The sequence below is a fragment of the Caballeronia sp. LZ035 genome (assembly GCF_031451175.1).
Taxonomy (GTDB): domain Bacteria; phylum Pseudomonadota; class Gammaproteobacteria; order Burkholderiales; family Burkholderiaceae; genus Caballeronia.
In genome coordinates this window covers 577,781-603,373 of record NZ_JARUXS010000004.1, presented here as the reverse complement: position 1 = coordinate 603,373, position 25,593 = coordinate 577,781, and the positions used below count along the sequence as shown (strand labels likewise).

Here is a 25,593-nt window from a genome sequence, read left to right as displayed (position 1 = left end):
TCCACTCACCAGCGATCGTACTCCGACGGGCCCACGCGTTCCGTCAATGCGAACCAGAAGCGCCACGCGCTTCGCTCGTTCTACCTGCCTCTCGCGTCTCTGGTCTTGAAGTTCCAACGGCCATGCGCCGGATCAACAACAACGTAAGTCGCAACGCGGACATGCCGCGCGGATCTTCGCTTTTTCAATGGTCCGGGAATAACTGCTCAACTTATCGAACTGAGGACGGCGCCTTTGAACACCCTCTATGTCAACTCAGCATCTTCGCGGCACGGCAAGGAAGACGGTGAATTCACCGCCGGCGACATGCTCCGGCTACTGCGCGATCACCTCGGCATGCTGCTCCTGTTCGTCGGAGTCGCGGCTGCGCTCGCGTCCGCGTACGCATTTCTTGCCAAGCCCATCTATTCATCGGACGTAGTCGTGCGGGTCGATCCGCCGGATCCGAACGCGCTCGGCATCGCCCCGCAAAACCAGCAGCAGATGCAGCAGCAAGGTCAGACCGTCAACCAGATCGCGCCCGCCGAGATCTCGGTGATGCAGAGCCGCTCGGTGCTCGAGCCGGTCGTCAAGCAGTTTCACTTCGATGTGCGGGTGAAGGCCAACACCTTCCCGATCCTCGGCCAGCTTGCCAACATGTTCGCCAAGAAGGGGCATCTTGCACCGGCATGGTTCGGGCTCGATTCGTACGCATGGGGCGGTGAAGACCTGCAGATCGGTCGCCTCGATGTTCCGCCCGCGCTCGAAGACCAGAAGCTCGACTTCGTTCTCCTCGACAACAATCAATACGAGCTGCGCGATCCGGACGGCGAAGTGATCCTGCATGGCACGGTGGGTCGTCCCGCAGCGGCGAACGGCGTATCGATGCTCGTCAATCATGTCGTGGGCCACCCGGGCGTGCATTTCGACGTGACCCGTCTCAACACGCTCGACGCCATCGCGCTGATGAAGAAGACGATGAAGGTCGCGGAATCGTCGAAAGATACGGGCGTCGTGCAGATCACCTTCAACGCCGACGATCCGCAACTCACCGCCGACGTCGCCAACGCGCTGGCCCAGGCGTATCTCGGCGCCGCCGTGCAGGCGCGTCAGGCGAACGATACGAAGACGCTCGAATTCATCCGCGGAGAACTGCCGCGTCTCGAATCCGATCTGAAGAAAGCCGAAGGCAACCTGAGCGCCTACCGCGCGAAGTCGCAATCGGTCCAGCCGATCAACGAAGCGCAAGCCTATTTGCAAGGCAGTATCGTGTCGATGCAGCAACTCGCCACGCTCAAGCTGCAACGCACGCAGATGCTGCAACGTTTCCAGCCGAGCAGCCCGCAGGTGCAGAACCTGGACCAGCAGATCGCGCAGCTCGAGTCGTCGAACCAGCAGATCCAGTCGCGCTTCGACAGCATGCCGGCCTCCGAGCGCCAGAACGCGGAACTCACGCGTGATGCGCGCGTGGCCGAGACCATCTACATGGGCATGGTCAACAAGTCCGAGGAACTCTCGGTGCGCCGCGCGAGCACGAGCGGCGGCGCGCATATCGTCGATAACGCACTGCGTCCGTATCGTCCGGTGAAGCCGAACAAGCCGCTGGTGATTCTCGCGGGCACGGGCCTGGGCTTCTTCATCGGCACGTTCTTCATCTTCCTGCGTCGTCACGCGATGATCGGCGTCACGGATCCGATGTTCGTGGAACGCCGCCTGTCCGTGCCGGTGCTGGGCGAAGTGCTGTACAGCCGCCAGCAGGCAATGCTGGATCACGAGATTGCAGTGTCGCCGGTCGAGCATGCGCCGCTCACCTATGCGGGCGCGCAAGGGCATGCCGCGCCCAAGGCGCTGGCCTACACCGAGGCGCCGCGGCATGACGCATTCGCAATGCCGCACGTGCCTGAATCTCGCGACGCCCGCGTGCTTGCTTCGCGTTATCCGCACGATCCGGCCGTGGAAGCCCTGCGCGCGGTGCGTACAGACCTCTATCGCGACCTCGCCAACGCGCCGAACAACATCGTGATGCTGACCGGCCCGATTCCTTCGGCAGGCAAGAGCTTCGTCGCGACGAACCTGGCCGTGCTGCTCGCGGAAATCGGTCTGCGCGTGTTGCTGATCGACGCCGACATGCGTCGTGGTCATATCGCCTCGTTCTTCAAGCAGTCGAATCCGGGCGGGCTCTCCGAAGTCCTGAAGGGCGAAATGGAACTCGCCGACGCGCTGCGCTATGTCGGCGTGCCGGGGCTGTCCTTCCTGTCGTGCGGCGGTTATCCGGAGAATCCGTCCGAGCTGCTGATGATGCCCGGCTTCCGCGATACGCTTGCACGCATGAGCGATCAGTTCGATCTCGTGCTGGTGGATACGCCGCCGTTCCTCGTCGTCACCGACGCGGCGATCGTGGCGAGCGATGCGGGCTCCACGGTGCTCGTGTTGCGCTCGGGCATCCAGAGCGAGGAAGAGATCGAAGAGACCGTGAAGAAGGTGCAGCGCGCGGGCGGCAGGCTCGTGGGTTCGGTATTCAACGCAATCCCGCGCCGTCCGAGCAATCGCCGCACTTATGGTTATGCGGCGGCTTATACGAGCACCTTCAAGACACAGAACTGACGTCTGCATTCTGATGTCGAACACAGCGCCGCGTGACATGTCACGCGGCGTTTCAAGTTGTAGGGCGACAAAAGGTTGTAGGGGTTGCGGCGCGGATGCCGACGTCCGGCGCGCAGCCGACCTGATCGGGGAAGAGTACGCACAAGGTGAACCTATGGGCGCGCGTTTTTCCTTCAGGCATCGGCTCAAGCAGTGTCCGCGTTGTCGCAGGCCGGTGGGCGCCGATGTGCCGGTCTGTCCGCATTGCGACTTTCATCGGCTGCCGGAGCGCGCCTTCGTCCCGCGGTTGCCCGCGCCGGCGAATGCGACGCAGCAGCCACGCGTCGTGAAAGCCGCCCGCAGGCGAACGCCGTTGCGCGCCCTACTGGTTCTCGTGATGGCGCTGCTGGCCATCAGCGGCTACATCTCGCTGCGTGAAGCGGGCATCGAAACCCGCTTGAAGTCGTTGAGTTCGCATCACTGGCTCGGCTCCGTCGACGAACAGCCGAACCATGCACCCGAAAACGAAGCTGCAAGCAGCGCGCCGGTTCCGATCGGTTCACTGAATTTCAAGGAAGCCCGTTCCACGCGGGCATAACCATTCGACGATGAAAGAAAAAGCGGCGCTAACCGACCTCTACTACCGGATCTGGGCCTTCGCGATGCCGGTGACGTCGTTTCTGCTCGTCCCGTCCATCCAGGGCACGACCATCGGCTACATGATGTGCTTCCTCTCGGTACCGCTCGTGCTGCTGTTCGGCGGCCGGGCGCGCAAGAGCTGGATGCACTTCGTGGGCGCGGCGCTCGTGGTGTGGCTCTTGATGCTCTGCACCACGCAGGTGGCGGATGTCATGGCCCCCTACGATCCTGACTTCTCCCGGATCGTACTGGTCGAGGATACCGATCCCTTCACCTTCATCCTGCGCAAGAGCATGTTCACGCAGTCGGTCTATGTGGCGGCCGTCGTGCTCTACGCGGGCTACGTGTACCACTACTACAAGCCCACCTGGGACCAGTGGCTGCTCGCCGCCGTCACCCTCTTCGCGCTCTATGGCATGTTCGAGGTCGCGTACTTCGTCATCACGGGCCAGCCGGGCGACTTCATCTCCAACCGTGCCTTCGGCGACCAGTTCGGCAAGGGCATCGTGCGCTCGGACGGCACGGTGAACGGCAGTTCGTTCCAGCAGATGGACATCGGCGGCTTGCGCTTCCAGCGCCTCAAGGCGCTGACCGGCGAACCCTCGATGTACGCCATGTCCATGTTCCCGTTCTGGGTGTATTTCAACGCCACCTCACGGGTGCGCTGGCCGGTGTGGATCCTCGGCATCTCGCTGCTGATGAGCACCTCGTCCACCGTGCTGATCGGCTATGCGGTGTTCGCGCTGATCCGCATGCGCAAGCTCGGCATCAACCCGGTCAAGGCGCTCATCGGGCTGTTCGTGCTGTGCGTGATCGCGTATATCGCGCAGGACTACATCGCCGATCTCTTCAAGCAGATGGTCACGAACAAGCTCGAACAGAAGGACGAGTCGGGTTCCGACCGGGCGCTGCTGTTCGTCGAGTCGATGCGCCTCTGGTACCACGGGTCGCCGATGAACCAGCTGTTCGGCATCGGCTTCGGCTACGTGCGCTCGACCGACCTGTTCTCGACGCTGATGGTCAACACCGGCATTGTCGGCACGATCTTCATCAGCGGGCTGATGCTCTATCCGGCATTCAAGCTCGATTGGGACGCGCGCGGCATGGCGCTGCGGCAGTGCTGCGTCGCCACCTGGACGATGATGATGGTCTCCGTGCCCGAGTTCGCGTATCTCGCGCCATGGACTTTGGTCGCGATGGCCTATGTCCGGGTGCGTGCGCTCAAGCTCGCGAAGCAACAGCGAGGCGACGATGCCGCCGCCACGGCCATGGAAGACGCGCAACTGGGCGCGAACATCGGCACCTCGATTGGCCGGCATGTCGCGCCGGAACTCGGGCCGCGCATCGGCTCGCGCTTCGGGCCGCGTGGCCGGCATCTCTGAAGACGTTCAATCCTTCAACCCATGAGGTTCACGCGCCGCCTGCTTCCGGCGGCGTTTTACAATGGCGGTTTCGACCACCGACAACCTGGGAGCAACCATGTCGACTGTCACGACCGATTCCGGTCTCAAATACGAAGATCTCACCGTCGGCGAAGGCGCCGAAGCTGTCGCTGGCAAGACGGTCAGCGTGCATTACACGGGCTGGCTCACGGATGGCCAGAAGTTCGATTCGAGCAAGGACCGCAACGACCCGTTCGCCTTCGTGCTGGGCGGCGGCATGGTGATTCGCGGCTGGGACGAAGGCGTCCAGGGCATGAAGGTCGGCGGCGTGCGCCGTCTCACCATTCCGCCGCAACTCGGCTACGGTGCGCGCGGCGCGGGCGGCGTGATTCCGCCGAACGCCACGCTCGTGTTCGAAGTCGAACTGCTCGACGTCTAAGCCGGGCCCGCGTGAACGCGCCGCGGCCCCGTCCCGCCGTCGCGCTGCGCCGCTATGCCGCGACGCAGGCGTCCGAGGTCCACGACTTCCATCAGATCGTGCTGGGCGTGGAGGGATCGATGGACATGGCCGTGGACGGCCGCGGCGCGCGTATCGACCGAAGTGGCGCGTGGATCATCCCGGCGGGTGCGCGTCACGATTACTGGGCCGTTGGCGACAACCGCCAGCTCGTGCTCGATCTTCCCCTGACGTCGCTTGCCGTGCCCGAGCGCTTCTTCGAGCAGGCGCGTTGCATCACGCTTCACCCTTCCATCACGCGACTCGTCGCCGGGTTCGCGCAAGGCGCGAGCGGCAATCAATCGAGTGAGTGTCAGCGCTTTGCGTGGCACGCGGCCGCGCATCTGTGCGGCGCGCTCATGCACGATGCCGGTCATGCCGCGTTCCCTTCGCAAGGCCTCGATTTCGCGCGCATCGACGCGTGGCTGCGCCGGCATCTTGCCGAGCCGCTGCGCATCGCCGATCTCGCGGCGCATTGCGGTTTCGGCATGCGGCGCTTCCACCAGTTGTTCAACGATGCCTTCGGCGAGACGCCGCATCGCTACCTGCAACGCTTGCGCCTCGATACCGCGCTGACACGGCTTGCCGATCCTCACGCCGCGCTCATGGACATCGCGCTCGATTGCGGTTTCGCCGATCAAAGTACGTTCACGCATGCCTTCACGAAACGTTTCGGCATGGCGCCGGGGCAATGGCGTGCGGGCGGCATACGTACGCATTGATCGCGTACCAAACGTCTTCACGTTCCCCTAGGACGCAAAAAAGCCCGCTTGTCCTCACAGACGAAGCGGGCTTGTACAAACACGCCGAAGTCGCGCTATTCGACCGATAGTTGCAAATGCAACTGCGAGCGCGCCATGCCGCCATCCATCGCTTCGCTCGCGGCATCGCGATCCGACTGCGATTGCGGAGCAAGACGCGCCGACTCGATGCGATCGAGATAATCGGTCGTCACGTCGCCGGTGATGTAGTTGCCGTCGAAGCACGACGCCTCGAAGTCCTTCAGCTCCGGATTGATGTCACGGATCGCGTTCTTCAGGTCTTCCACGTCCTGATACACGAGATAGTCCGCGCCGATCATGCGCGCCACTTCCTCATCCGTGCGGCCGTGGGCCACGAGTTCGCCGCGCGTCGGCATGTCGATGCCGTACACATTCGGGAACTTCACCGGCGGCGCCGCCGATGCGAAGATCACCTTGTTTGCGCCCGCGTCACGCGCCATCTGCACGATCTCGTGGGACGTCGTGCCGCGCACGATCGAATCATCGACGATCAGCACGTTCTTGCCCTTGAACTCGATGCCCATCGCATTGAGCTTCTGGCGCACCGACTTCTTGCGCACCGCCTGGCCCGGCATGATGAAGGTGCGGCCCACGTAGCGATTCTTGAAGAAGCCCTCGCGATACTCGACGCCCAGTTTCGCGGCGACCTGCATCGCGGCGGGACGCGAGGAATCGGGAATCGGCATGACGACGTCGATGGCCACGTCCGGCAGCACGCGCTTGATCTTCTCGGCGAGGTAATCGCCCATGCGCAGGCGCGCGTTGTAGACCGGCACGCCGTCGAGGCACGAATCCGGACGCGCGAGATACACGAGTTCGAAGATGCACGGATTCAGCGCGGGCTTCTCGGCGCACTGATGGCTGTGCAGGTTGCCGTCGCTGTCGACGAAGATCGCTTCGCCCGGTTCCACGTCACGCACGAATTCGAAACCAATGCCTTCGATCGCCACCGATTCCGACGCCACCATCCATTCGACGCCCGTCGTCGTTTCCAGCTTGCCGAGCACCAGCGGACGAATGCCGAACGGATCGCGGAACGCCACGAGGCCGTAGCCCGCGATCAGCGACACGATCGCATACGAGCCCTTCACGCGCCGATGCACGCCGGCCACGGCCTTCCACAGCGCGGCGGCATCGAGCTGCAGGCCCGAGCTGGCGAGCTGCAGTTCGTGGGCAAATACGTTGAGCAGGACTTCGGTGTCGGATGCGGTGTTGATGTGCCGGCGGTCGATGCGGAACATCTCGTCCTTCAACTGCGGCCAGTTCGTCAGATTGCCGTTGTGCGCGAGGATGATCCCGAACGGCGCATTCACGTAGAACGGCTGCGCTTCTTCCTCGCTCGCCGCGGAACCGGCGGTCGGATAACGCACCTGGCCGATGCCGACGTTGCCCGGCAGGCTGCGCATGTTGCGCGTGCGGAACACGTCGCGCACCATGCCGTTGGCCTTGTGCATGTGGAAGTTGTTGCCGTCCGCCGTGGCAATCCCCGCCGCGTCCTGGCCGCGATGTTGCAGCAGGAGCAGGCTGTCATAGATCAGCTGGTTGACGGGGTTTTGCGAAACTACACCTACGATGCCGCACATGGCATGGTCCTTCAAAGAGTCGAAACGGTAGAGAAGGCGTTGCTGGTCCAGCGGACGCATTCACGCGTCCGGCTGCACGAAGCCGCCCAGACCGGGTCGAAGTGGGACTTCGAGCCGTCGCGCGCCCCATGTAGCCGGCCGTTCGTCTATTGTGCGGCGTTTGGCGCCAGGCCGCTGGAGCCAACAGCGGGGGCGACGTGCACATACGCGGCGAGCGTATCGGGGAGCAGCAGTTTCAGTTCACGCACGCCCTGCTCGGCCGTCGGCCTCAGCAGCGCGTTGCGCCAGAAATCTTTCTCGGGTAGTTCGGTCAAGCCCGCCAGGGCGACCAGGATCACTACCAATAGTGCGCCTCTGACGAGGCCGAAAAGCAAACCCAGCGAGCGGTCCACGCCGCGCAGGCCGGTAACTTCCGTGATGCGCGTCAGCAGTGCGGACAGCACGCTCGACAGCAACAACACCGCCGCCACCACCAACACGAACGCCACCAGCCATTGCGTGAGCGCGCCGCCCGGCCAGGTGTCCGGAATGTACGGAACGACAAACCCGACACAACGCCCCGCGATCAGGATGGCGGCAATCCACCCGACCAGCCCGAACGCCTCGGCCAGCAGACCGCGCCACATGCCGCGCAGAGCGGACAGGCCGATCACGGCCATCACGCCATAGTCGAAAGCGGTGAACATCGGACGCGCTTAGTTCGATGTCGACCGGGTGCCGCCGCCGAGACCGGCCTGGCGCACCTTGACCAGCGCCGCCTGCGCCGCCGCGCGATCCGCAAACGGTCCGGCGCGCAGCAGCGAGCGGGTCGAGCCGTCCGATTGCTTGCGATGTTCGAGATATGCGGGCACGCCCGCGGACTTCAACTTGTTGACCCAGTTCTGAGCGGCGGTTTCGTCGTCGAACTGGCCGATCTGCAGCACGAAGCGGCTGCCGGCCGGCGAGGCCGGCGTGTTCGGGGCGCTCGCGGCGGCGTTGGCCGCAGTGGTCGCGTTGGCGTCTTCGGAGGGCTTGACCGCCGGAGTCTTGGCGGCCTGAGTAGCGGTTGCGGCGGGCTTCGATGCCTGCGGCTTCGCTTCAGGCTTGGGCGCTTCCTTGGTGTCCGGCTTGGCTTGCGCCACCGCCGCTGCAGACGACGACGCAGCCTGCGGCGGCGTCATGCCGCCGGTGACACTACCCGACGCGTTCGCCGGGCCGTCGTGGGCCACGCCGGCTTGCGTGTCGGCGTCGTTCGCGTCGCGCGACGGCTTCATGGCCGGCGCGGGGCGATTGGGAATGTCGATGGAAATGTCGTCGGTGACGGGCTTCGGGCGGGAGTCGAGCACCATCGGCAGGACGATGACCGCCGCCAGCACCAGCGCGATGGCGCCTACCAGCCTGCGGCGCGCGCGCTGCTTTTCCGGCAGCGTGGGGTCGAGCATCATGGCGTCGGCGTCGGTGCGCTCGGACCTGCGCGTGCGGCGTTCCGTGCGGACGGTGTGACGCGAACCGCGTCCGGAGTCCGAATATGCGTCGCGACCGGAGTCGTCTTTCTTGCCGAACGAGAAGAGTCCCATGTATCGCTTGGTGCAGACGGGTGCCCGCGAGTGCCGATCCTGCGTATGGTGCGATCAGCGCCGACGGCCGCCCGTCTCAGTGATGCCGCTCAATGATGTTGCGACTTGCGGTAGGCCATGACGCCGGCCACCGTGTAGAAACTGCCGAAAACCAAAATTCTATCATTTTCGGAGGCCCTGCTTAACGCGTCTTGAAAGGCGGCGGCAGGGTTTTCAAAACGGGAAACGCTGCTGTCGGGTCCGTCGTTGACACCGGCGTCGCGCAACGCGCTTTCGAGTTGCTCCGCCGAAGCGCCCCGCGACGTAGGCAGCGCGGTCACGTTCCAGTGATCGATCTCGCCTTTCAAATGCGTCAGCACGCCTTCGATGTCTTTGTCGCGCATGGCGCCGAACACCGCGTAAGTGTACGGAAAGTAGCCCATGTTGCCGAGATTTTGCGCCAGCACTGCGGCTGCATGCGGATTGTGCGCGACGTCGAGAATGACTTGCGGCTTGCCGGGCAACACCTGGAAGCGGCCCGCCAGTTCGACGTTGGCCAGTCCGAGCCGGATGTCCTGCGCCGACACCGGCACGCGGCCGCGCAAGGCTTCCAGCGCTGCCAGCGCCGCCGACGTGTTGATCAGCTGATTCGCGCCGCGCAGTGCCGGATACGCGAGCGCCGAACGACGCTGCTCGCGGCCGAGATAGCTCCATTGCTGACGCTCATTGCCCGGTTGCGCTTCGTAGCGGAAATCGCGGCCGACCAGCCAGAGATCCGCGCCCACCGCTTCGGCGTGATCGATCAGGCTTTGCGGCGGCGACGGATCGCCGCAGATCGCGGGCTTGCCCGAGCGGAAGATGCCCGCCTTCTCGAAGCCGATCTTCTCGCGGGTATCGCCGAGAAAGTCCGTATGGTCGATGTCGATGCTCGTGATCACCGCGCAATCCGTATCGACGATATTCACCGCGTCCAGACGACCGCCGAGTCCGACTTCGAGCACCACCGCATCGAGCCCGCGCGATGCGAAAAGATGCAGGATCGCCAGCGTCGTGAATTCGAAGTAGGTCAGCGAGACCGGCTCCGGCAGGCTCGCGCGTGCCTTCTCAACGGCCTCGAAATGTTCGAGCAGGTCGGCGTCGCTGGCGTCGACGCCGTCAATGCGCGCCCGCTCGTTGAACGTCAGCAGGTGCGGCGAGGTGTGGCAACCGACGCGATAACCCGCGCGCAGCAGGATCGTTTCGAGGATGGCGCAGGTCGAGCCCTTGCCGTTCGTGCCGCCGACCGTGATCACCGGGCAGTCGAAGCGCAGGCCAAGCGCGTCCTTGACCCGGCCGATGCGCGTCAGCCCCATGTCGATGCCGACCGGATGCGCGGCTTCCAGATGGGTGAGCCAGGCGTCGAGGGAGGGAAAAGTGTTCATATTCGGAATGATGAAAGCAAAAACGCCGCGCGGAACCTTGAGGGTTCACGCGCGGCGCGGCGCTGCGTGGGGCATGCTCAGGCGACGGCGTCGGCCGGCTGGCGCGTCATCAGCGCCATCAACTGGGCGATTTCCTCGCGCAGCTTGCGACGGTCCACGATCATGTCGACCGCGCCCTTCGTCAGCAGGAATTCGGCGCGCTGGAAGCCTTCCGGCAATTTCTCGCGCACGGTCTGCTCGATCACGCGCGGACCGGCAAAGCCGATCAGCGCCTTCGGCTCGGCGATGACCACGTCGCCCAGGAACGCGAAGCTCGCCGACACGCCGCCCATCGTCGGATCGGTCAGAACGGAGATGAACGGCAGCTTGGCGTCAGCCAGTTTGGTCAGCAGCGCCGTGGTCTTGGCCATCTGCATCAGCGAAAGCAGGCTTTCCTGCATGCGGGCGCCGCCCGATGCCGTGAAGCAGATGAACGGCACGTTCTGTTCAAGCGCGTTACGCGCGCCGCGAGCGAAGCGCTCGCCGACCACCGAGCCCATCGAGCCGCCCATGAAGGAGAACTCGAAGCAGGCGACCACGCACGGAATCGTGTGGATGGCGCCGCCCATGACGACCATGGCGTCGGTTTCGCCGGTGTCGTCCATCGCTTCCTTGATGCGATCCGGGTACTTGCGGCTGTCCTTGAACTTGAGCGCGTCGACCGGCACGACTTCCTGGCCGATTTCATAGCGGCCTTCCGGATCGAGCAGGCGGTCGAGCCGCTCGCGCGCGCCGATGCGCATGTGATGGCTGCACTTCGGGCAGACATGCAGGTTCGCCTCGACGTCGTTGCGATACAGCACGGCCTCGCACGACGGGCACTTCACCCACAAGCCTTCGGGAATGCCCTTGCGGCTTTTGGGATCGGTTTGCTTGATCTTGGGCGGCAGCAGTTTGTCGAGCCAGCTCATCGTTTTTCCTTGACTATTCAGTCGCCGCACGGCGCGCCCGAAATCAGGCGGGCCGCGGCGGCGCGTATTTTACTCAGGCATCGAGCGCCTGACGAATTTCCGCGATGAAACTCGTCAGCGACGCGGCAGCGGTGTCCGGCTTGGCTTCCTCGAGCAGTTGCACGAGGCGGCTGCCGATCACGACGGCATCCGCGACTTCGGCGACGGCGCGGGCGGTTTGCGCGTCGCGAATGCCGAAACCGACGCCAATCGGCAGGGGCACATGCGACTTGATCGCCGGGATTTTACTCGCGATGCTGGAAACGTCCAGATTTGCCGAGCCGGTCACGCCCTTGAGGGAGACGTAATAGACATAGCCGCTCGCGATCTTGCCGACCGCCGCCACGCGCGCGTCCGTGGACGTGGGCGCAAGCAGGAAGATGGGATCGATGCCGGCCGCGGTCATGGCTCGACCGAAGTCTGCAGCTTCCTCGGGCGGGTAATCCACCACCAGCACGCCGTCCACGCCGGCTTCCTGAGCGGCCTTCGCGAAGTGCTCGGCGCCCATGCGTTCGATCGGATTGGCATAGCCCATCAACACGACGGGCGTCGTGTCGTTGGTTTCGCGGAAGCGCGCCACGTCGGCGAGTACGCGCTTCAGCGTGACCCCGCGCGCCAGCGCTCGCTCCGACGAACGCTGGATGACGGGGCCGTCGGCCATCGGGTCGGAAAAGGGCACGCCGAGTTCAATGACGTCCGCGCCGCCCTTGGCCAGCGCATGCATGAACTCCACCGTTTGTTCCGGGTTCGGGTCGCCGGCGGTGATGAACGGGATCAATCCCTTCCGGCCTTGCGCGGCCAGTGCCGCAAAAGTGTTCTTGATACGGGACATGAGAATTCTCGAAGTCGGATTCGTTGACCTCCGACGTCACGTAGACATCGGAGGCGATCTGCGACGAAAAAGCGTGCTACGGGCGTTATTCGGCCGCCTCAGTGGCGGCATCGATGATAACGGGCGCTCGGCGACGCGTCTCCGGCACGCGAGGCTTCCGAGCCTCCGCCAGCCGGTTTTCCGCAATCGCACAGTAATCCGCGTTGATCTCGTAGCCGGTGAAGGCACGGCCATGGCGCGCACAGGCCACGGCCGTCGTGCCGCTGCCCATGAACGGATCGAGCACGCGGCCGCCCGGCGGGCAGCTTGCCAGCACCATGCGTTCGACGATCTCCAGCGGCTTTTGCGTCGGATGATCGACCCGCTCCGCGTGCTGCCGATGCAGCCGCGACACGGACCAGACATCTTTCGGGTTGTAGCCCAGCTCCAGCCACTTGCTGCCTTCGAAGATCTTGCGCGAGCGCGCTTTTTTCGTCTCTGCGTCGTAGGGGATGCGCACCGGATCGAGATCGAAGTAATAGTCCTTCGATACCGCGAAATAACCGATGTTGTCATGTACTGACGTGAATTTACGCGTCGTTCCTCCCATGCTCGGCACGCGGCGGTCCCAGACGATCTCGTTGATCATCAGCAAACGCCGCTTCAGGAACACGAAAAGTTCAGGCGAGTATTGCCACGTGCAGAAGATGTACAGCGAGCCGCTGGGCTTCAGCTTCGGGATCGCCAGGTCGAGCCAGCGATACGTCCACTCCAGAAAGGCCTCGCCGGACAGCATGTCCGAGTCGTTCCCGTAATCCTTGCCCAGGCCATAAGGCGGATCGGCGACGATCAGATCGATCGACGCATCGGGAATGTGCTCGGCATCAGCCAGAAAGTCACGGTTGCGAATATCGCTGCCGGCGCTGGTGAGAGCGCCGGCGGACAAGGGCTCGTCGATGACGGTGCGCATCTATTGGGGGCTCAGAACTGGATGCCCGATCGCTCGGCGACCGTGTGCATGTCCTTGTCACCCCGGCCCGACAGATTGACGAGCAGCACCTTGTCGCGCGGCAGCGTCTGGGCGAGCTTGGCGCCATACGCCAGCGCGTGGCTCGACTCGAGCGCGGGGATGATGCCCTCGATGCGGCAGCAGTCGTGGAAGGCCTTGATCGCTTCGTCGTCGGTGATGCCGACGTACTCGGCGCGTCCGGCGTCCTTCAGCCACGCGTGCTCGGGGCCCACGCCCGGATAGTCCAGACCCGCTGACACCGAATGCGTCTCGATGATCTGTCCGTCCCCGTCCTGCAGCAGGTACGTGCGATTGCCGTGCAGCACACCCGGACTGCCGCCGATCAGCGAGGCGGCGTGACGGCCGGTGTCGATGCCGTCGCCGGCCGCTTCGACGCCGATCAGCCGCACGTCCTTGTCTTCGATGTACGGATAAAAGATGCCCATGGCATTCGATCCGCCGCCAACGCATGCGATCACCGCATCCGGCTGACGTCCGGTCATTTCCGGCATCTGCACGCGGCATTCGTCGCCGATCACGCGCTGGAAGTCGCGCACCATCATCGGATACGGATGCGGACCCGCCACCGTGCCGATGATGTAGAACGTGTTTTCCACGTTGGTGACCCAGTCGCGCATGGCTTCGTTGAGCGCGTCCTTCAGCGTCTTCGAGCCGGATTCCACCGGCACCACCGTCGCGCCGAGCAGCTTCATGCGATAAACATTCGCGGCCTGCCGGCGCACGTCTTCCGAGCCCATGTAGACCACGCACTCCATGCCGAAACGCGCCGCGATGGTTGCCGTTGCGACGCCGTGCTGGCCTGCGCCGGTTTCCGCGATCACGCGCGGCTTGCCCATCTTGCGGGCGAGCAACGCCTGACCGATCACGTTGTTGACCTTGTGCGCGCCCGTGTGATTCAAATCTTCGCGCTTCAGATAAAGCTGCGCGCCACCCAGCATCTCGCTCCAGCGCCGCGCATGATAAATGGGCGACGGACGGCCCACGTAGTGCTTGAGCTCGTATTCGTATTCAGCGATGAATTCGGGATCTTGTTGAGCCGCTTCATACGCGACGCGCAGTTCATCGAGCGCGTGGATGAGCGTTTCGGAGACGAACACGCCTCCATATTGGCCGAAATGGCCTCTTTCGTCTGGCAAGTTGTACATTGTGTCACTCTCGGTTACGCGGACGGCTGTGCGTTCCGCGTTCGATTCACCCAGCATCCGCTGCGCGCACCGCGCGCACGAATGCCGCCATTCGGGCGGGATCCTTCACGCCCTTGGCGCCCGGTACTTCTATGCCGCTGGAGACATCGACCGCGTACGGGCGCACACGACGAATGGCGTCATGGACGTTTTGCGCGTTCAAGCCACCACTCAAAACGGCCTGATGCCCGAGATCTGTTGGGATAAGTGACCAATCGAATGCCTTTCCACCGCCGCCGAAGCCCTCGACGAGGGCGTCGAGTAAAAGGCCGCCTGCGGCTTTGAACTGTTTGGACGATTCTATCAAATGGCCTGGGGACGCATCAGGCCCAATTCGCAGTGCGCGCCAATAGGACAAACCCGCAATCTGCGCCAGTTCCTCGCATTGCTCGGGGGTTTCGTCGCCGTGGAACTGAAGCAGCGAGAGCGGCACGTTCGACGTGACTTCGCGGATCCATTCGGGCGTCGCGTTCACGAACAAACCGACTGCCGTCACGAGCGGCGGCACATGCCGGGCCAGTTCGGCCGCCTGCGCGACGCTCACCGAGCGCGGGCTGGGCGGATAAAACACGAAGCCGACGGCGTCCGCGCCCAGCGCCACGGCGTGCTGCACCTCCTCGGCGCGCGACAGTCCGCACAGTTTGACGCGGGTTCGATGCAGATCGGTTTCGTTCATGTCGACTCGGCCCAGACGGCGCTCCAGGGCATGGCGGCGAGGTGCGGCGGCGGCACCGCGAAGTGTTCAGGATAGCCGACCTCGGCGAGATACAGCCCGTCCGGCATGAAAGTGGGCGCGGCGATGCGCCGGTCGCGTGCGGCAAGCACATCGGCCATCCAGGACGCCGGATGACGCCCCCGGCCGATCGCCACGAAACATCCCATCAGGTTGCGCACCATGTGATGCAGGAACGCATTGGCGCGAAAGCGGAAATGGACGAAGTCGCCCTGTTCGCGCACGTCGATCTGATGCAGATGCTTGACCGGCGTCTTCGACTGGCAATCGGCGGCGCGGAACGACGAAAAATCATGCTCGCCGATCAGGCAGGCGGCCGCGTCGCGCATCGCGGCGACATCGAGCGGCGTGTGGACCCAGCCCGCGCGCCTCGAGAGCATTGGCGAGCGCACCGGATTCACGTAGAGCACGTAGTAGTAGGTGCGCTCGAAGGCCGCGAAACGGGCATGGAAGTCGTCGGGCATCGACCGGGCCCATTGCACGGCCACGGTCTCCGGCAGAAAGGCGTTGGTGCCGCGAACCCACGAGAACTCGGCGCGATCGAGCCCGGTGTCGAAGTGCACGACTTGCCCCAGACCGTGAACCCCGGTATCCGTGCGGCCGGCGACGACCGTCGGCAGCGGCGTCTGCGCGAACTCCGCGAGCGCGCGCTCCAGCGCGTTCTGCACGGTCTTGCCGTGCGGCTGCGACTGCCAGCCGCAAAACGCCGAGCCGTCGTACTGAATGCCTAAAGCAATGCGCATTTCAGGAGTGCGGCGCGAGCGTCGAAAGCAGCGTGGCAGCCTGCTGGCGCGTGGCGGAATCGTTCGATTCGATCACTTCCTGCAGCAAGGTGCGCGCGCCCTGGAGATCCCCCAGCTCGATGTACTCGGCGGCCAGTTCGAGCTTGTTGCGCGCGATGGTCGCAAGCTGCGCGGGCGTGAGCGCGGGCAGCGGCTCGGTCGTGCTCGACGACGGTCCCAGATCGAAATCGAGACTCAGCGGCCCGAAGCCCGTTGCGCCAAGCCCCGCCACCGATGCCGCGCCCGCCGTGCCCGCTTCGATCTGCGACGCCACGGAAGGCTGCTCCGAAGCCTGCGCCGGAGGGTCCGCTACCGGCTGCGGCACGAACGGCGCCTGTTCGATCGGCGTCGGGTCGATCTCGTGTTCACCCGCGGATCGCGCGGTGAGCGGCGGCGTCTCCGGAAGTGTTTCGCGCGGCGGCGGCTCGAGCGCCACTGTCGGTGCGCGTTCGACCGGCGCAGCGGGCGCCGCCTCGGCCTTCAGCTCCATGCGCGGCGGCAACGCCATGTCGAGCGAATCGAGCGCCTGGATGGCCTCCTGCGGAAACTTCGGCATCGGGAAACTGTGCGCGAGGACAGGCTCTTCGCCAGGCGAGAGATCAGGCGTTTGCGCCGGCTCGTCGGCCGTGCGGGCCTGCAGGTCGCGAAGTTCCGCTTCCCGCCCGACGATTTCCTTCTCCGCCGCTTCGCGCGCCTGCGCTTCGCGCTCGGTCATCTTGCGCAGTTCGGCTTCGCGAATTTCGGCCTCGCGAGCAGCCGCTTCCCGCACGCTGCGTTCGTGCTCCAGCGCCTCTTGCGCCTCCTGCGCCGTGGCGTCGCGCGCGTTGGCTGCGGAATCGGCGGCTTCCTCGCCGTTCGGCAGGGTGCCGGGCAGCGGCGGAACGAAATCGGGGTGATGCGCGGCCGGCGCAACGGGCGCGAACGCTTCGGTTTCGGCGGATGCTTCCGGCTTCGCGCGGGCCGACATCGAAGAGTGCGCTTCGGTTGTCGGGGGCAAGTCGGATTCGGCGCGTGCCGCGGGGGTCTGCGGTGCGTCGGCGCGGTCGAGACTTGCCGCAGCCGCGTCGATTTCAGGCTGGCTTTCCTCGTCAGGCTCGTCAGCACGCGCAAGCGCAACACCGCCGGCCGTAGCCGCAGCCGCCGCGCTCGTGGCACTGGACACGCCGCCGGCCGCCGGGCCTGCTTCGGGTCCCCGCTCGGCGCGAGCATCGGCCTGGCGCTGTTTGCCTCGCCGCATCCGCATCACCACCATCAGCACGACGATGACCGCGATCACAAGGCCGATCAGCATCGGCGACATACCGCCGCTTTTGGCAGGCGCGGTGCTGGCGGGTGCGCTGGCAGTGACGGCGGGCGCGGGGGCCGTTTCGGTCGTCTGCGTGGGCGCGGATGCGACGTCCGCCGGCGCGCTCGCGGCGGGAGCAACAGACGATGCGGGTACGGCGCTTGCCGCCACGGCTGACGCGCTTTCCGACGCCAGCGCGGAAGCGGCAGTGGCCACCTCGACCGGGGCTGAAGCCGGCGCCGATGCCGCTGCCGGCGCCGACGCGCCGCTCAGATCGGCAGGCACATTCAGCACGGCGCCGAGCTTCAGCTTGTTGATATCGTGACCACCGAACGAACTTGGATTCGCGTCAAACAGTGCGCGCGCCGCGCGGGCCTTGACGTCACGATCCTTCGATCCCGTGAGTTCGCCGGCAATGTCATTCAGCGACTGCCCCGGCTTGACCGCATAGGTCTGACCCGGCGCCTGGGCCGGCGCGGCGGCGGAGGCCGCATCGCTTGCCTGGGCGAGCGCGTCGCCGGGATGCGCCCAGAACACCGCGCAAACGGTGAGGCTGACCGCGGCCAACGCTGCACGCGACGTCGAAACGAGAGACCGGCGAGGTCGTTGGATCATTGAGGCTCCGGAGTACGGCGAGATTGACGCGAAACGGGCACGGCCCGTTCGCTCGAATACGGTTATGCCGCCATGCGGCGCGCGACTGCCGAAAAACAAAAGGCGCCGCGTGAAACGCGACGCCTTTCTCTTTCAGCTACACGCTTCAGGCGCGTAGTTTACTTTACTTGTCCAACAGAATGCGCAGCATGCGGCGCAGCGGTTCGGCGGCGCCCCAGAGCAACTGGTCGCCGACCGTGAAGGCCGACAGATACTCGCCGCCCATGGCCAGCTTGCGCACGCGGCCGACCGGCACCGTCAGCGTACCCGTGACGACCGCAGGCGACAGATCGCGCATCGACGCTTCGCGCTCGTTCGGCACGACCTTCACCCAGTCGTTGGCCGAAGCCAGGATGCTGTTTACTTCGTCAAGCGGCACATCCTTGTTGAGCTTGATGGTGAGCGCCTGCGAATGGCAGCGCATCGCGCCGATGCGCACGCACAGGCCATCGACGGGAATCGAGCCCGGCTGGCCCATCGCCGGCTTGCCGAGAATCTTGTTGGTTTCCGCGCCGCCCTTCCACTCTTCCTTTGACATGCCGTTGCCGAGATCCTTGTCGATCCACGGAATCAGCGAGCCGGCGAGCGGCACGCCGAAGTTGTCGACGGGCATGCGTTCGCCGTTCATCGCGGCGAGCACGCGGCGGTCGATATCCAGAATGGCCGAGGCCGGGTCCGCCAGATCTTCCTTCGCCGCGCCGTAAAGCACGCCCATCTGCTGGAGCAGTTCGCGCATGTTCTGCGCGCCCGCGCCCGATGCGGCCTGGTACGTCATGGCCGTCATCCAGTCGACGAGGTTCTCGCGGAACAGGCCGCCCAGCGCCATCAGCATCAGGCTGACCGTGCAGTTGCCGCCGACGAAATCACGCCCGCCCTTGACCAGCGAATCCTTGATGACGTCGAGATTGACCGGATCGAGAATGATGACTGCATCGTCCTTCATGCGCAGCGCCGATGCCGCGTCGATCCAGTAGCCCTTCCAGCCTGCCGCGCGCAGCTTCGGATACACCTCGTTGGTGTAGTCGCCGCCCTGGCACGTGATGATGGCGTCGCACTTCTTCAGGTCGTCGATGCTCGTTGCATCCTTGAGCTTCGTCTCGTTTTTGGCGAACGACGGCGCGTTGCCGCCCGCATTGCTGGTGCTGAAGAACACCGGTTCGATCAAGTCGAAATCGCCTTCCTGCTGCATGCGTTGCATCAGGACGCTGCCGACCATGCCGCGCCAACCAACGAGACCTACGTTCATGACTCACTACCCTTGAAGTGGACGCTTCCCCGCATCTTTACCCGGCGTGGCCGCGCGGGGAAGACGCTCGGACACGAGGGACGATCAGCGAATCGTGATCGCTTTGATGGAGATTTTCGTCATGCGCGTGGATTTGAAAAACCCGGACGCGCTTTGAATCGCGTCGATACGCGTGCCAATGGCGAGTTCCGTGGCGACGGCATGTGCGCCGTGTCCGATGGAAACCAGAGAGAATTGAGAGTTCTTCGCCATGACGAAAGAATATACACGATAAGGCGGCGTTTTCGTCGGCCCGAATGAGCTTTCGGCCAAAATTCGCGTGGATCGTGCGTGAACAGCGGCAAAAAGAGACGATCGGCCGCGTTCATACCCTAACGGCCGATCGTTTTTCAGCGTATTACAGCGCCTTCAGCACTGCATCGCCCATTTCCTTCGTGCCGACGATCTTGCCGTCCGGCGTGGCGATATCACCCGTGCGATAGCCCTGCTCCAGCACCTTCTTCACCGCGTTTTCCACGCGCGCAGCCTGGTCCGTCTTGCCGAGCGAATAACGCAGCATCATCGCGGCCGAGAGGATCGTCGCGAGCGGATTTGCGACGCCCTTGCCCGCGATATCCGGCGCGGAACCGTGCGACGGCTCGTACAAGCCCTTGTTGTTCTTGTCGAGCGAAGCCGACGGCAGCATGCCGATGGAGCCCGTCAGCATCGCCGCTTCGTCCGACAGGATGTCGCCGAACATGTTGCCGGTCACGACCACGTCGAACGCCTTCGGCGCCTTCACGAGCTGCATCGCGGCGTTGTCGACATACATGTGCGACAGCTCGACGTCCGCGTATTCCTTCGCCACGTCGATCATCGTGTCGCGCCACAGCTGCGAGGTTTCGAGCACGTTGGCCTTGTCGACGCTGGTCAGCTTCTTCTGGCGCTTCTGCGCCGCCTGGAAAGCGACGTGTGCGATGCGGCGTACTTCGGGTTCCGAGTAGCGCATCGTGTCGAAGCCCTCCTTCGCGCCTTCGAACGGACCATCCGGCGCCTGACGCACGCCGCGCGGCGCGCCGAAGTAGATGTCGCCGTTCAGTTCACGCACGATCAGGATGTCCAGACCCGACACGATCTCCGGCTTGAGCGACGACGCACCCGTCAGCTGCGCATAACAGATGGCCGGACGGAAGTTCGCGAACAGCTGCAAGTGCTTGCGCAAGCCGAGGATGGCCTGCTCGGGACGCAGCGCGCGTTCGAGCTTGTCGTACTTCCAGTCGCCTACTGCGCCGAACAGGATGGCATCGGCTTCCTTCGCCAGCTTGAGCGTCGACTCGGGCAGCGGATGACCCTGCGCTTCATAGCCCGCGCCGCCCACCGGCGCCTCTTCCAGTTCGAACTTCTCGCCGAGCGCGTTCAGCACCTTGACCGCTTCGGCCATGATTTCCGGACCGATCCCGTCGCCGGGCAGCACTGCAATCTTCATCGTATGTTCCTTTCCTGATCGTGATGGATTTAGCCGGCGAGCCGGTGATTCAGCCACGGCTGCTTCGCGAGGCGCTCGGCTTCGTACTGGCGAATCTTGTCGGCGTGACGCAGCGTCAGGCCGATATCGTCGAAACCGTTCAGCAGACAGTACTTGCGGAAGCCCGGCACGTCGAACTTGTACTCGGTGCCATCGCCGGTGCGCACGACCTGCGCTTCGAGATCGATGGTCAGCTTGAACCCGACGAACGCGTAGGTTTCGTTGAACAGCCGGTCCACGTCCTGCTCCGACAGCGCAACCGGCAGCAAGCCGTTCTTGAAGCAGTTGTTATAGAAGATGTCCGCGAAGCTCGGCGCGATGATCGCGCGGAAGCCGTACTGGTCCAGCGCCCACGGCGCGTGCTCGCGCGAGCTGCCGCAGCCGAAATTCTTGCGCGTCAGCAGAATGGACGCGCCCTGATAGCGCGGCTGGTTCAGCACGAAGTCGGGGTTCAGCGGACGCTTGCTGTTGTCCTGGCCGGGCTCGCCCACATCGAGATAGCGCCATTCGTCGAACGCGTTCGGGCCGAAGCCGGTGCGCTTGATCGACTTCAGAAACTGCTTCGGGATGATCGCGTCGGTGTCCACGTTCTCGCGATCGAGCGGCGCCACAAGGCCGCTATGCACATTGAATTTTTCCATGACGTTCGGACCTTTTCGGAATGTTTAAGCGAGCTTGCGCACGTCGACGAAGTGACCTTCGATCGCCGCGGCGGCAGCCATGGCCGGACTCACGAGGTGCGTGCGTCCGCCCGCGCCCTGACGACCTTCGAAGTTGCGGTTCGACGTCGACGCGCAGCGCTCGCCGGCATCAAGCCGGTCAGCGTTCATCGCGAGGCACATCGAGCAGCCCGGTTCACGCCATTCGAAACCGGCGTTCGTGAAAATCTTGTCCAGGCCCTCGCGCTCGGCCTGCGCCTTCACGAGTCCCGAGCCCGGCACGACCATCGCCAGACGGATGTTCGACGCCACGCGCTTGCCCAGCGACTTCACGACATAGGCGGCGGCGCGCAGATCCTCGATGCGCGCGTTGGTGCATGAGCCGATGAAAATCTTGTCCGGCCTGATCGCTTCGATCGGCGTATTCGGTTGCAGCGCCATGTAGGTCAGCGCGCGTTCCATTGCGTCGCGCTTGACCGGATCCTTTTCCTTCTCGGGATCGGGCACGCGGCCGTCGATGGACGTCACCATTTCCGGCGACGTGCCCCACGTTACCTGCGGCACGATCTCGGCGGCGTTGAGTTCGACGACGCGATCGAACTGCGCATCCGGGTCCGACTTGAACTGGCGCCAGTACTCGACCGCATGGTTCCACTCGACGCCCTGCGGCGAGTACGGCCGGTCCTTCAGGTAGCTGATGGTGGTGTCGTCCACGGCGACCATGCCGGCGCGCGCGCCCGCTTCGATGGCCATGTTGCAGACGGTCATGCGGCCTTCCATCGACAGCGCGCGGATGGTGGCGCCGCCGAATTCGATGGCATAGCCCGTGCCGCCCGCCGTGCCGATCTTGCCGATGATGGCCAGCACGATGTCCTTCGCGGTGCAGCCGCGCGGCAACTGACCTTCCACCTTGACGAGCATGTTCTTGCTCTTCTTCTGCAGCAGCGTTTGCGTGGCGAGCACATGCTCCACTTCCGACGTGCCGATGCCATGCGCCAGGGCGCCGAACGCGCCGTGCGTGGAGGTGTGCGAGTCGCCGCAGACAATGGTCATGCCGGGCAGCGTCGCGCCCTGCTCGGGCCCGATGATGTGCACGATGCCCTGACGCAGGTCGTTCATCTTGAACTGCGTGATGCCGAAGCTATCGCAGTTCTGGTCGAGCGTGTCCACCTGCAGTTTCGAGACCGGATCGGCGATGCCCTGCGTGCGGTCCGTGGTCGGGACGTTGTGATCGGACACTGCCAGGTTCGCGCTGATGCGCCATACCGGGCGCTGTTCGAGCTTGAGGCCTTCGAAGGCCTGCGGACTCGTCACTTCGTGCAGCAGATGACGGTCGATGTAGAGGATCGAGGTGCCGTCCTCTTCCGTGTGGATCACGTGCGTGTTCCACAGTTTGTCGTAGAGAGTCTGTGCCATGGTGAGCGCTTTCGTATGTGACTGCGGGGAATGTGCCGTCGTGCATCGACGGCTTGTTGATCGATTATGCCACTTCCGCGCGCGCACTGGGTACTAGGCTGAGGGAAAAACCTATTAAAAACAATGCTTTATGCTAGTGGTGCCAGTACCCGGATCAGCACTACCAGCCTGTTTTGTTTCTCGTTGGGGTCAGCCATTTGGCCGAATGGCGGCATCGAAGCCGGGTCGGTAGCCTGTGCTGGAGCGTTCGGTCAGGCGCGCGTACCAACATTGTATTGACCACAACCCTATGGAGTTATAACATCGTGCTTCCTGTTCTGATCACGAGCGATTCCATGAAAACCACTATCCGGAAGATGGGCAACTCCCAGGGCGTTCTGATTCCGAAACCGTTTCTCGCCCAATTGGGCCTGGAGAAGGAGGTTGAAATGGAAGTTGAAAATGACGCAATCGTCTTGCGTCGTCCGCGCAGCAAGGCGCGTCACGGCTGGGCGGAAGCCAGCAAGTCCATCTCGCAGAGCGGCGGCGACCGGCTCATCATGGGCGAGTTCGGCAACGGCGAAGATTCGGAGCTGGAATGGTAGCCCGCGGCGACATCTGGCTGACGGCGCTCGACCCGACCTTGGGCAGTGAGATTCAGAAAACGCGACCCTGCGTCGTTGTTTCGCCGCCTGAATTGCACGACCATTTGCGCACGGCCATCGTCGCGCCCATGACCACCAAGGGCAGGCCGGCGCCGTTTCGTATCCCGGTCACGTTCAATCGCAAGCAGGGGTTCATCCTGCTGGATCAGATCCGCACCGTGGACAAGGTAAGGCTGGTCAAGCTGGAAGGATCCATTGAACCGAGCACGCTCGGTAGCGCCCTGGGCGCGTTGCAGGAAGTGTTTGCGGACTAGCGGCGCGCTGTTCCGCTGTGTTTCGCTACGCGTAGCTCGGCATATGCCTGTCGCGCACGCAATAAAAAACCCCGGCGGTTGCCCGCCGGGGTTTGCTTGCAGCGTTCCGAAACGAACGCGGCTTAACGCTTCGACAGCGGCTTTGCTTCGCGCGGCGTCTGGCCGATGAACAGCTGACGCGGACGGCCAATCTTCTGCTCGGAGTCCGCAATCATTTCGTTCCATTGCGCGATCCAGCCCACCGTACGCGCCATGGCGAAGATGCACGTGAACATCGAAGTCGGGATGCCCAATGCGCGCTGCACGATGCCCGAGTAGAAGTCGACGTTCGGGTACAGCTTGCGCGACACGAAGTATTCGTCTTCCAGCGCGATCTTTTCGAGTTCCATCGCGAGCTTGAAGAGCGGGTCGTCATGCAGGCCGAGCTCGTTCAGCACTTCGTGGCAGGTCTCGCGCATCAGCTTGGCGCGCGGGTCGTAGTTCTTGTACACGCGGTGACCGAAGCCCATCAGCTTCACGCCCGAGTTCTTGTCCTTCACCTGCTTGATGAACTCAGGAATGTTGTCGACCGAGCCGATCTCTTCCAGCATGTTCAGCGCGGCTTCGTTGGCGCCGCCGTGCGCCGGGCCCCACAGGCAGGCGATACCGGCCGCGATACACGCGAACGGATTCGCGCCCGACGAACCCGCCAGACGCACGGTGGAGGTCGAAGCGTTCTGCTCGTGGTCCGCGTGCAGGATCAGGATGCGGTCGAGGGCGCGCACGAGCACGTCGTTGACCTTGTACTCCTCGCACGGGTTCGAGAACATCATGTACATGAAGTTCGCGCTGTACGAAAGCTCGTTCTTCGGATAGACGAACGGCTGGCCAACGCTGAACTTGTAGGCCATGGCGACGAGCGTCGGCAGCTTCGCGATCATACGGATCGCGGAGACTTCGCGGTGACGCGGGTCGTTGATGTTCAGCGAGTCGTGATAGAACGCCGACAGCGCGCCCACCGCTGCCGTCAGCACGGCCATCGGGTGTGCGTCACGGCGGAAGCCGCGGAAGAAGAAGTGCATCTGCTCGTGCACCATCGTGTGACGCGTAACCGTGTCCACGAATTCCTTGGCTTGCGCTTCATTGGGCAGTTCGCCCTTCAGCAGCAGGTAGCAGGTTTCGAGGAAGTCGGCGTTCACGGCCAGCTGCTCGATCGGGTAGCCGCGGTACAGCAGCTCGCCCTTGTCGCCGTCGATGTAGGTGATCGCGGAATTGCACGCGGCCGTCGACATGAAGCCCGGGTCATACGTGAACTTGCCGGTCTGACCGTACAGCTTGCGGATGTCGATCACGTCCGGGCCCATCGTGCCCTTGTAGATCGGCATTTCGACGCTCGGCGAGTTGTCGCTGAACGATAGCGTGGCTTTAACATCTGACGGGGTCATAGCACATCCTCAATCGAAGTATGGATACAGGTTTTCGATAATTTGCACGATGGAAGCTGCGCGGCAAAAACTGTACTGTTGGCCGTTGGTCTCAGTACGGCCTTGTCATTTCAGCCGATGCGTTGCAAATCGCAACCATCCGCCTATTTTGCAAAACTCCGCGCATTCCTGCTGAAGTCACACGGTGCGCAGCAAGCCGAGCAAGCGGATCACATCCGGCGTTGCCAGGTCGCCTTCCGGCTCCGTACGGGCCAGCAGCAGGTCCATCAGTTCGTTGTCGCTCAGCTCGAGCAGACGGGTCAATGCGGCCACGTCGGCATCACTGAGGTCTTGCTCATATCGGCTGAAGAAACGATCGAAGATCAGATCGTTTTCCAGCAGGCCGCGCCGCGCGCGCCAGCGAAGGCGTGCGCGACGCAGGGGGTCGGACTGATGCGGAGAATCGTCTTGGGTATCGACCATCACATTGCCCATCTCAGACCGCCCGGCGCACCATCAATTCCTTGATCTTGCCGATCGCCTTGGTCGGGTTGAGCCCCTTCGGGCACACGTCGACGCAATTCATGATCGTGTGGCAA

The 25,593-nt window shown here is 63.9% G+C and carries 24 protein-coding genes and 1 pseudogene; 7 read left to right on the top strand and 18 right to left on the bottom strand.

Annotated features, from left to right (window positions below; all coding sequences use genetic code 11):
• Window positions 1–234: 234 nt before the first annotated feature.
• From QCE88_RS33120 to QCE88_RS33100, 5 genes are all read left to right on the top strand, one after another.
• Entirely contained in the window at window positions 235–2,583 is a 2,349-nt protein-coding gene (locus QCE88_RS33120) for a polysaccharide biosynthesis tyrosine autokinase (protein WP_309909566.1), read from the top strand.
• Window positions 2,584–2,935: 352 nt separating this feature from the next.
• Window positions 2,936–3,160 (top strand): hypothetical protein, encoded by a 225-nt coding sequence (locus tag QCE88_RS33115; RefSeq protein WP_309909565.1) that lies wholly within the window; start codon window positions 2,936–2,938, stop codon window positions 3,158–3,160.
• Between the two features lie 10 nt (window positions 3,161–3,170).
• Complete coding sequence (locus QCE88_RS33110) at window positions 3,171–4,583, top strand: hypothetical protein (protein WP_309909564.1); 1,413 nt, start codon at window positions 3,171–3,173, stop codon at window positions 4,581–4,583.
• A gap of 97 nt (window positions 4,584–4,680) precedes the next feature.
• Complete coding sequence (locus QCE88_RS33105) at window positions 4,681–5,022, top strand: FKBP-type peptidyl-prolyl cis-trans isomerase (protein ID WP_309821126.1); 342 nt, start codon at window positions 4,681–4,683, stop codon at window positions 5,020–5,022.
• Between the two features lie 11 nt (window positions 5,023–5,033).
• Complete coding sequence (locus tag QCE88_RS33100; protein WP_309909562.1) at window positions 5,034–5,801, top strand: AraC family transcriptional regulator; 768 nt, start codon at window positions 5,034–5,036, stop codon at window positions 5,799–5,801.
• Window positions 5,802–5,896: 95 nt separating this feature from the next.
• On the opposite strand, the gene purF is transcribed toward QCE88_RS33100, so the two are convergent.
• The 15 genes from purF to leuC all read right to left on the bottom strand — a co-directional run bounded on the left by purF (window position 5,897) and on the right by leuC (window position 22,693).
• The gene (gene purF, locus QCE88_RS33095) at window positions 5,897–7,444 is read right to left on the bottom strand and encodes an amidophosphoribosyltransferase (protein ID WP_309909561.1); all 1,548 of its coding nucleotides are present in this window, start codon (window positions 7,442–7,444) and stop codon (window positions 5,897–5,899) included.
• 146 nt (window positions 7,445–7,590) lie between these two features.
• Window positions 7,591–8,130: a CvpA family protein gene (locus QCE88_RS33090; RefSeq protein WP_309909560.1), complete on the bottom strand. Its 540-nt coding sequence runs from the start codon at window positions 8,128–8,130 to the stop codon at window positions 7,591–7,593.
• Between the two features lie 9 nt (window positions 8,131–8,139).
• Entirely contained in the window at window positions 8,140–9,000 is an 861-nt protein-coding gene (locus tag QCE88_RS33085; protein ID WP_309909559.1) for an SPOR domain-containing protein, read from the bottom strand.
• An 89-nt stretch (window positions 9,001–9,089) separates the two neighbouring features.
• Window positions 9,090–10,400 (bottom strand): bifunctional tetrahydrofolate synthase/dihydrofolate synthase, encoded by a 1,311-nt coding sequence (gene folC, locus QCE88_RS33080; RefSeq protein WP_309909557.1) that lies wholly within the window; start codon window positions 10,398–10,400, stop codon window positions 9,090–9,092.
• A 77-nt stretch (window positions 10,401–10,477) separates the two neighbouring features.
• Complete coding sequence (gene accD / locus QCE88_RS33075) at window positions 10,478–11,350, bottom strand: acetyl-CoA carboxylase, carboxyltransferase subunit beta (RefSeq protein WP_309821132.1); 873 nt, start codon at window positions 11,348–11,350, stop codon at window positions 10,478–10,480.
• Between the two features lie 73 nt (window positions 11,351–11,423).
• On the bottom strand, window positions 11,424–12,221 hold the full coding sequence (trpA, locus tag QCE88_RS33070) for a tryptophan synthase subunit alpha (protein ID WP_309909556.1): 798 nt from the start codon (window positions 12,219–12,221) through the stop codon (window positions 11,424–11,426).
• Window positions 12,222–12,306: 85 nt separating this feature from the next.
• Complete coding sequence (locus tag QCE88_RS33065; RefSeq protein ID WP_309909554.1) at window positions 12,307–13,170, bottom strand: site-specific DNA-methyltransferase; 864 nt, start codon at window positions 13,168–13,170, stop codon at window positions 12,307–12,309.
• Window positions 13,171–13,181: 11 nt separating this feature from the next.
• Window positions 13,182–14,375: a tryptophan synthase subunit beta gene (trpB, locus tag QCE88_RS33060; protein WP_309909553.1), complete on the bottom strand. Its 1,194-nt coding sequence runs from the start codon at window positions 14,373–14,375 to the stop codon at window positions 13,182–13,184.
• 46 nt (window positions 14,376–14,421) lie between these two features.
• Window positions 14,422–15,090: a phosphoribosylanthranilate isomerase gene (locus QCE88_RS33055; RefSeq protein WP_309909552.1), complete on the bottom strand. Its 669-nt coding sequence runs from the start codon at window positions 15,088–15,090 to the stop codon at window positions 14,422–14,424.
• Window positions 15,087–15,890, bottom strand: a complete 804-nt coding sequence (gene truA, locus QCE88_RS33050) for a tRNA pseudouridine(38-40) synthase TruA (RefSeq protein WP_309909551.1) — start codon at window positions 15,888–15,890, stop codon at window positions 15,087–15,089. The genes QCE88_RS33055 and truA overlap by 4 nt, the downstream gene beginning before the upstream one ends.
• 1 nt (window position 15,891) lies before the next feature.
• Window positions 15,892–17,829 (bottom strand): FimV/HubP family polar landmark protein, encoded by a 1,938-nt coding sequence (locus tag QCE88_RS33045; protein WP_309909549.1) that lies wholly within the window; start codon window positions 17,827–17,829, stop codon window positions 15,892–15,894.
• Between the two features lie 163 nt (window positions 17,830–17,992).
• On the bottom strand, window positions 17,993–19,114 hold the full coding sequence (asd, locus tag QCE88_RS33040) for an aspartate-semialdehyde dehydrogenase (protein ID WP_309909547.1): 1,122 nt from the start codon (window positions 19,112–19,114) through the stop codon (window positions 17,993–17,995).
• 397 nt (window positions 19,115–19,511) lie between these two features.
• Entirely contained in the window at window positions 19,512–20,579 is a 1,068-nt protein-coding gene (leuB, locus tag QCE88_RS33035) for a 3-isopropylmalate dehydrogenase (protein ID WP_309909546.1), read from the bottom strand.
• Between the two features lie 29 nt (window positions 20,580–20,608).
• Window positions 20,609–21,259 carry a 3-isopropylmalate dehydratase small subunit gene (gene leuD, locus QCE88_RS33030; protein ID WP_309909545.1) on the bottom strand — a complete coding sequence of 217 codons (651 nt, stop codon included), beginning with the start codon at window positions 21,257–21,259 and terminating at the stop codon, window positions 20,609–20,611.
• Window positions 21,260–21,283: 24 nt separating this feature from the next.
• Entirely contained in the window at window positions 21,284–22,693 is a 1,410-nt protein-coding gene (gene leuC, locus QCE88_RS33025) for a 3-isopropylmalate dehydratase large subunit (RefSeq protein WP_309909544.1), read from the bottom strand.
• A gap of 335 nt (window positions 22,694–23,028) precedes the next feature.
• Between leuC and QCE88_RS33020 the strand changes: the two genes are divergently transcribed.
• Both QCE88_RS33020 and QCE88_RS33015 read left to right on the top strand, forming a co-directional pair.
• A complete protein-coding gene (locus QCE88_RS33020; RefSeq protein ID WP_309909543.1) occupies window positions 23,029–23,277 on the top strand; it encodes an AbrB/MazE/SpoVT family DNA-binding domain-containing protein in 249 nt (82 codons plus the stop codon).
• A complete protein-coding gene (locus QCE88_RS33015) occupies window positions 23,271–23,591 on the top strand; it encodes a type II toxin-antitoxin system PemK/MazF family toxin (protein ID WP_309838906.1) in 321 nt (106 codons plus the stop codon). Before QCE88_RS33020 ends, QCE88_RS33015 begins: the two co-directional genes overlap by 7 nt.
• Before the next feature lie 122 nt (window positions 23,592–23,713).
• Here QCE88_RS33015 and QCE88_RS33010 read toward each other — a convergent pair whose 3' ends face one another.
• From QCE88_RS33010 to sdhB, 3 genes and pseudogenes are all read right to left on the bottom strand, one after another.
• The gene (locus QCE88_RS33010) at window positions 23,714–25,015 is read right to left on the bottom strand and encodes a citrate synthase (RefSeq protein ID WP_309838909.1); all 1,302 of its coding nucleotides are present in this window, start codon (window positions 25,013–25,015) and stop codon (window positions 23,714–23,716) included.
• 177 nt (window positions 25,016–25,192) lie between these two features.
• Window positions 25,193–25,489 (bottom strand): succinate dehydrogenase assembly factor 2, encoded by a 297-nt coding sequence (locus QCE88_RS33005; protein WP_309909542.1) that lies wholly within the window; start codon window positions 25,487–25,489, stop codon window positions 25,193–25,195.
• A 1-nt stretch (window position 25,490) separates the two neighbouring features.
• Window positions 25,491–25,593 (bottom strand): annotated as a pseudogene (gene sdhB / locus QCE88_RS33000) (succinate dehydrogenase iron-sulfur subunit); the annotation flags it as partial.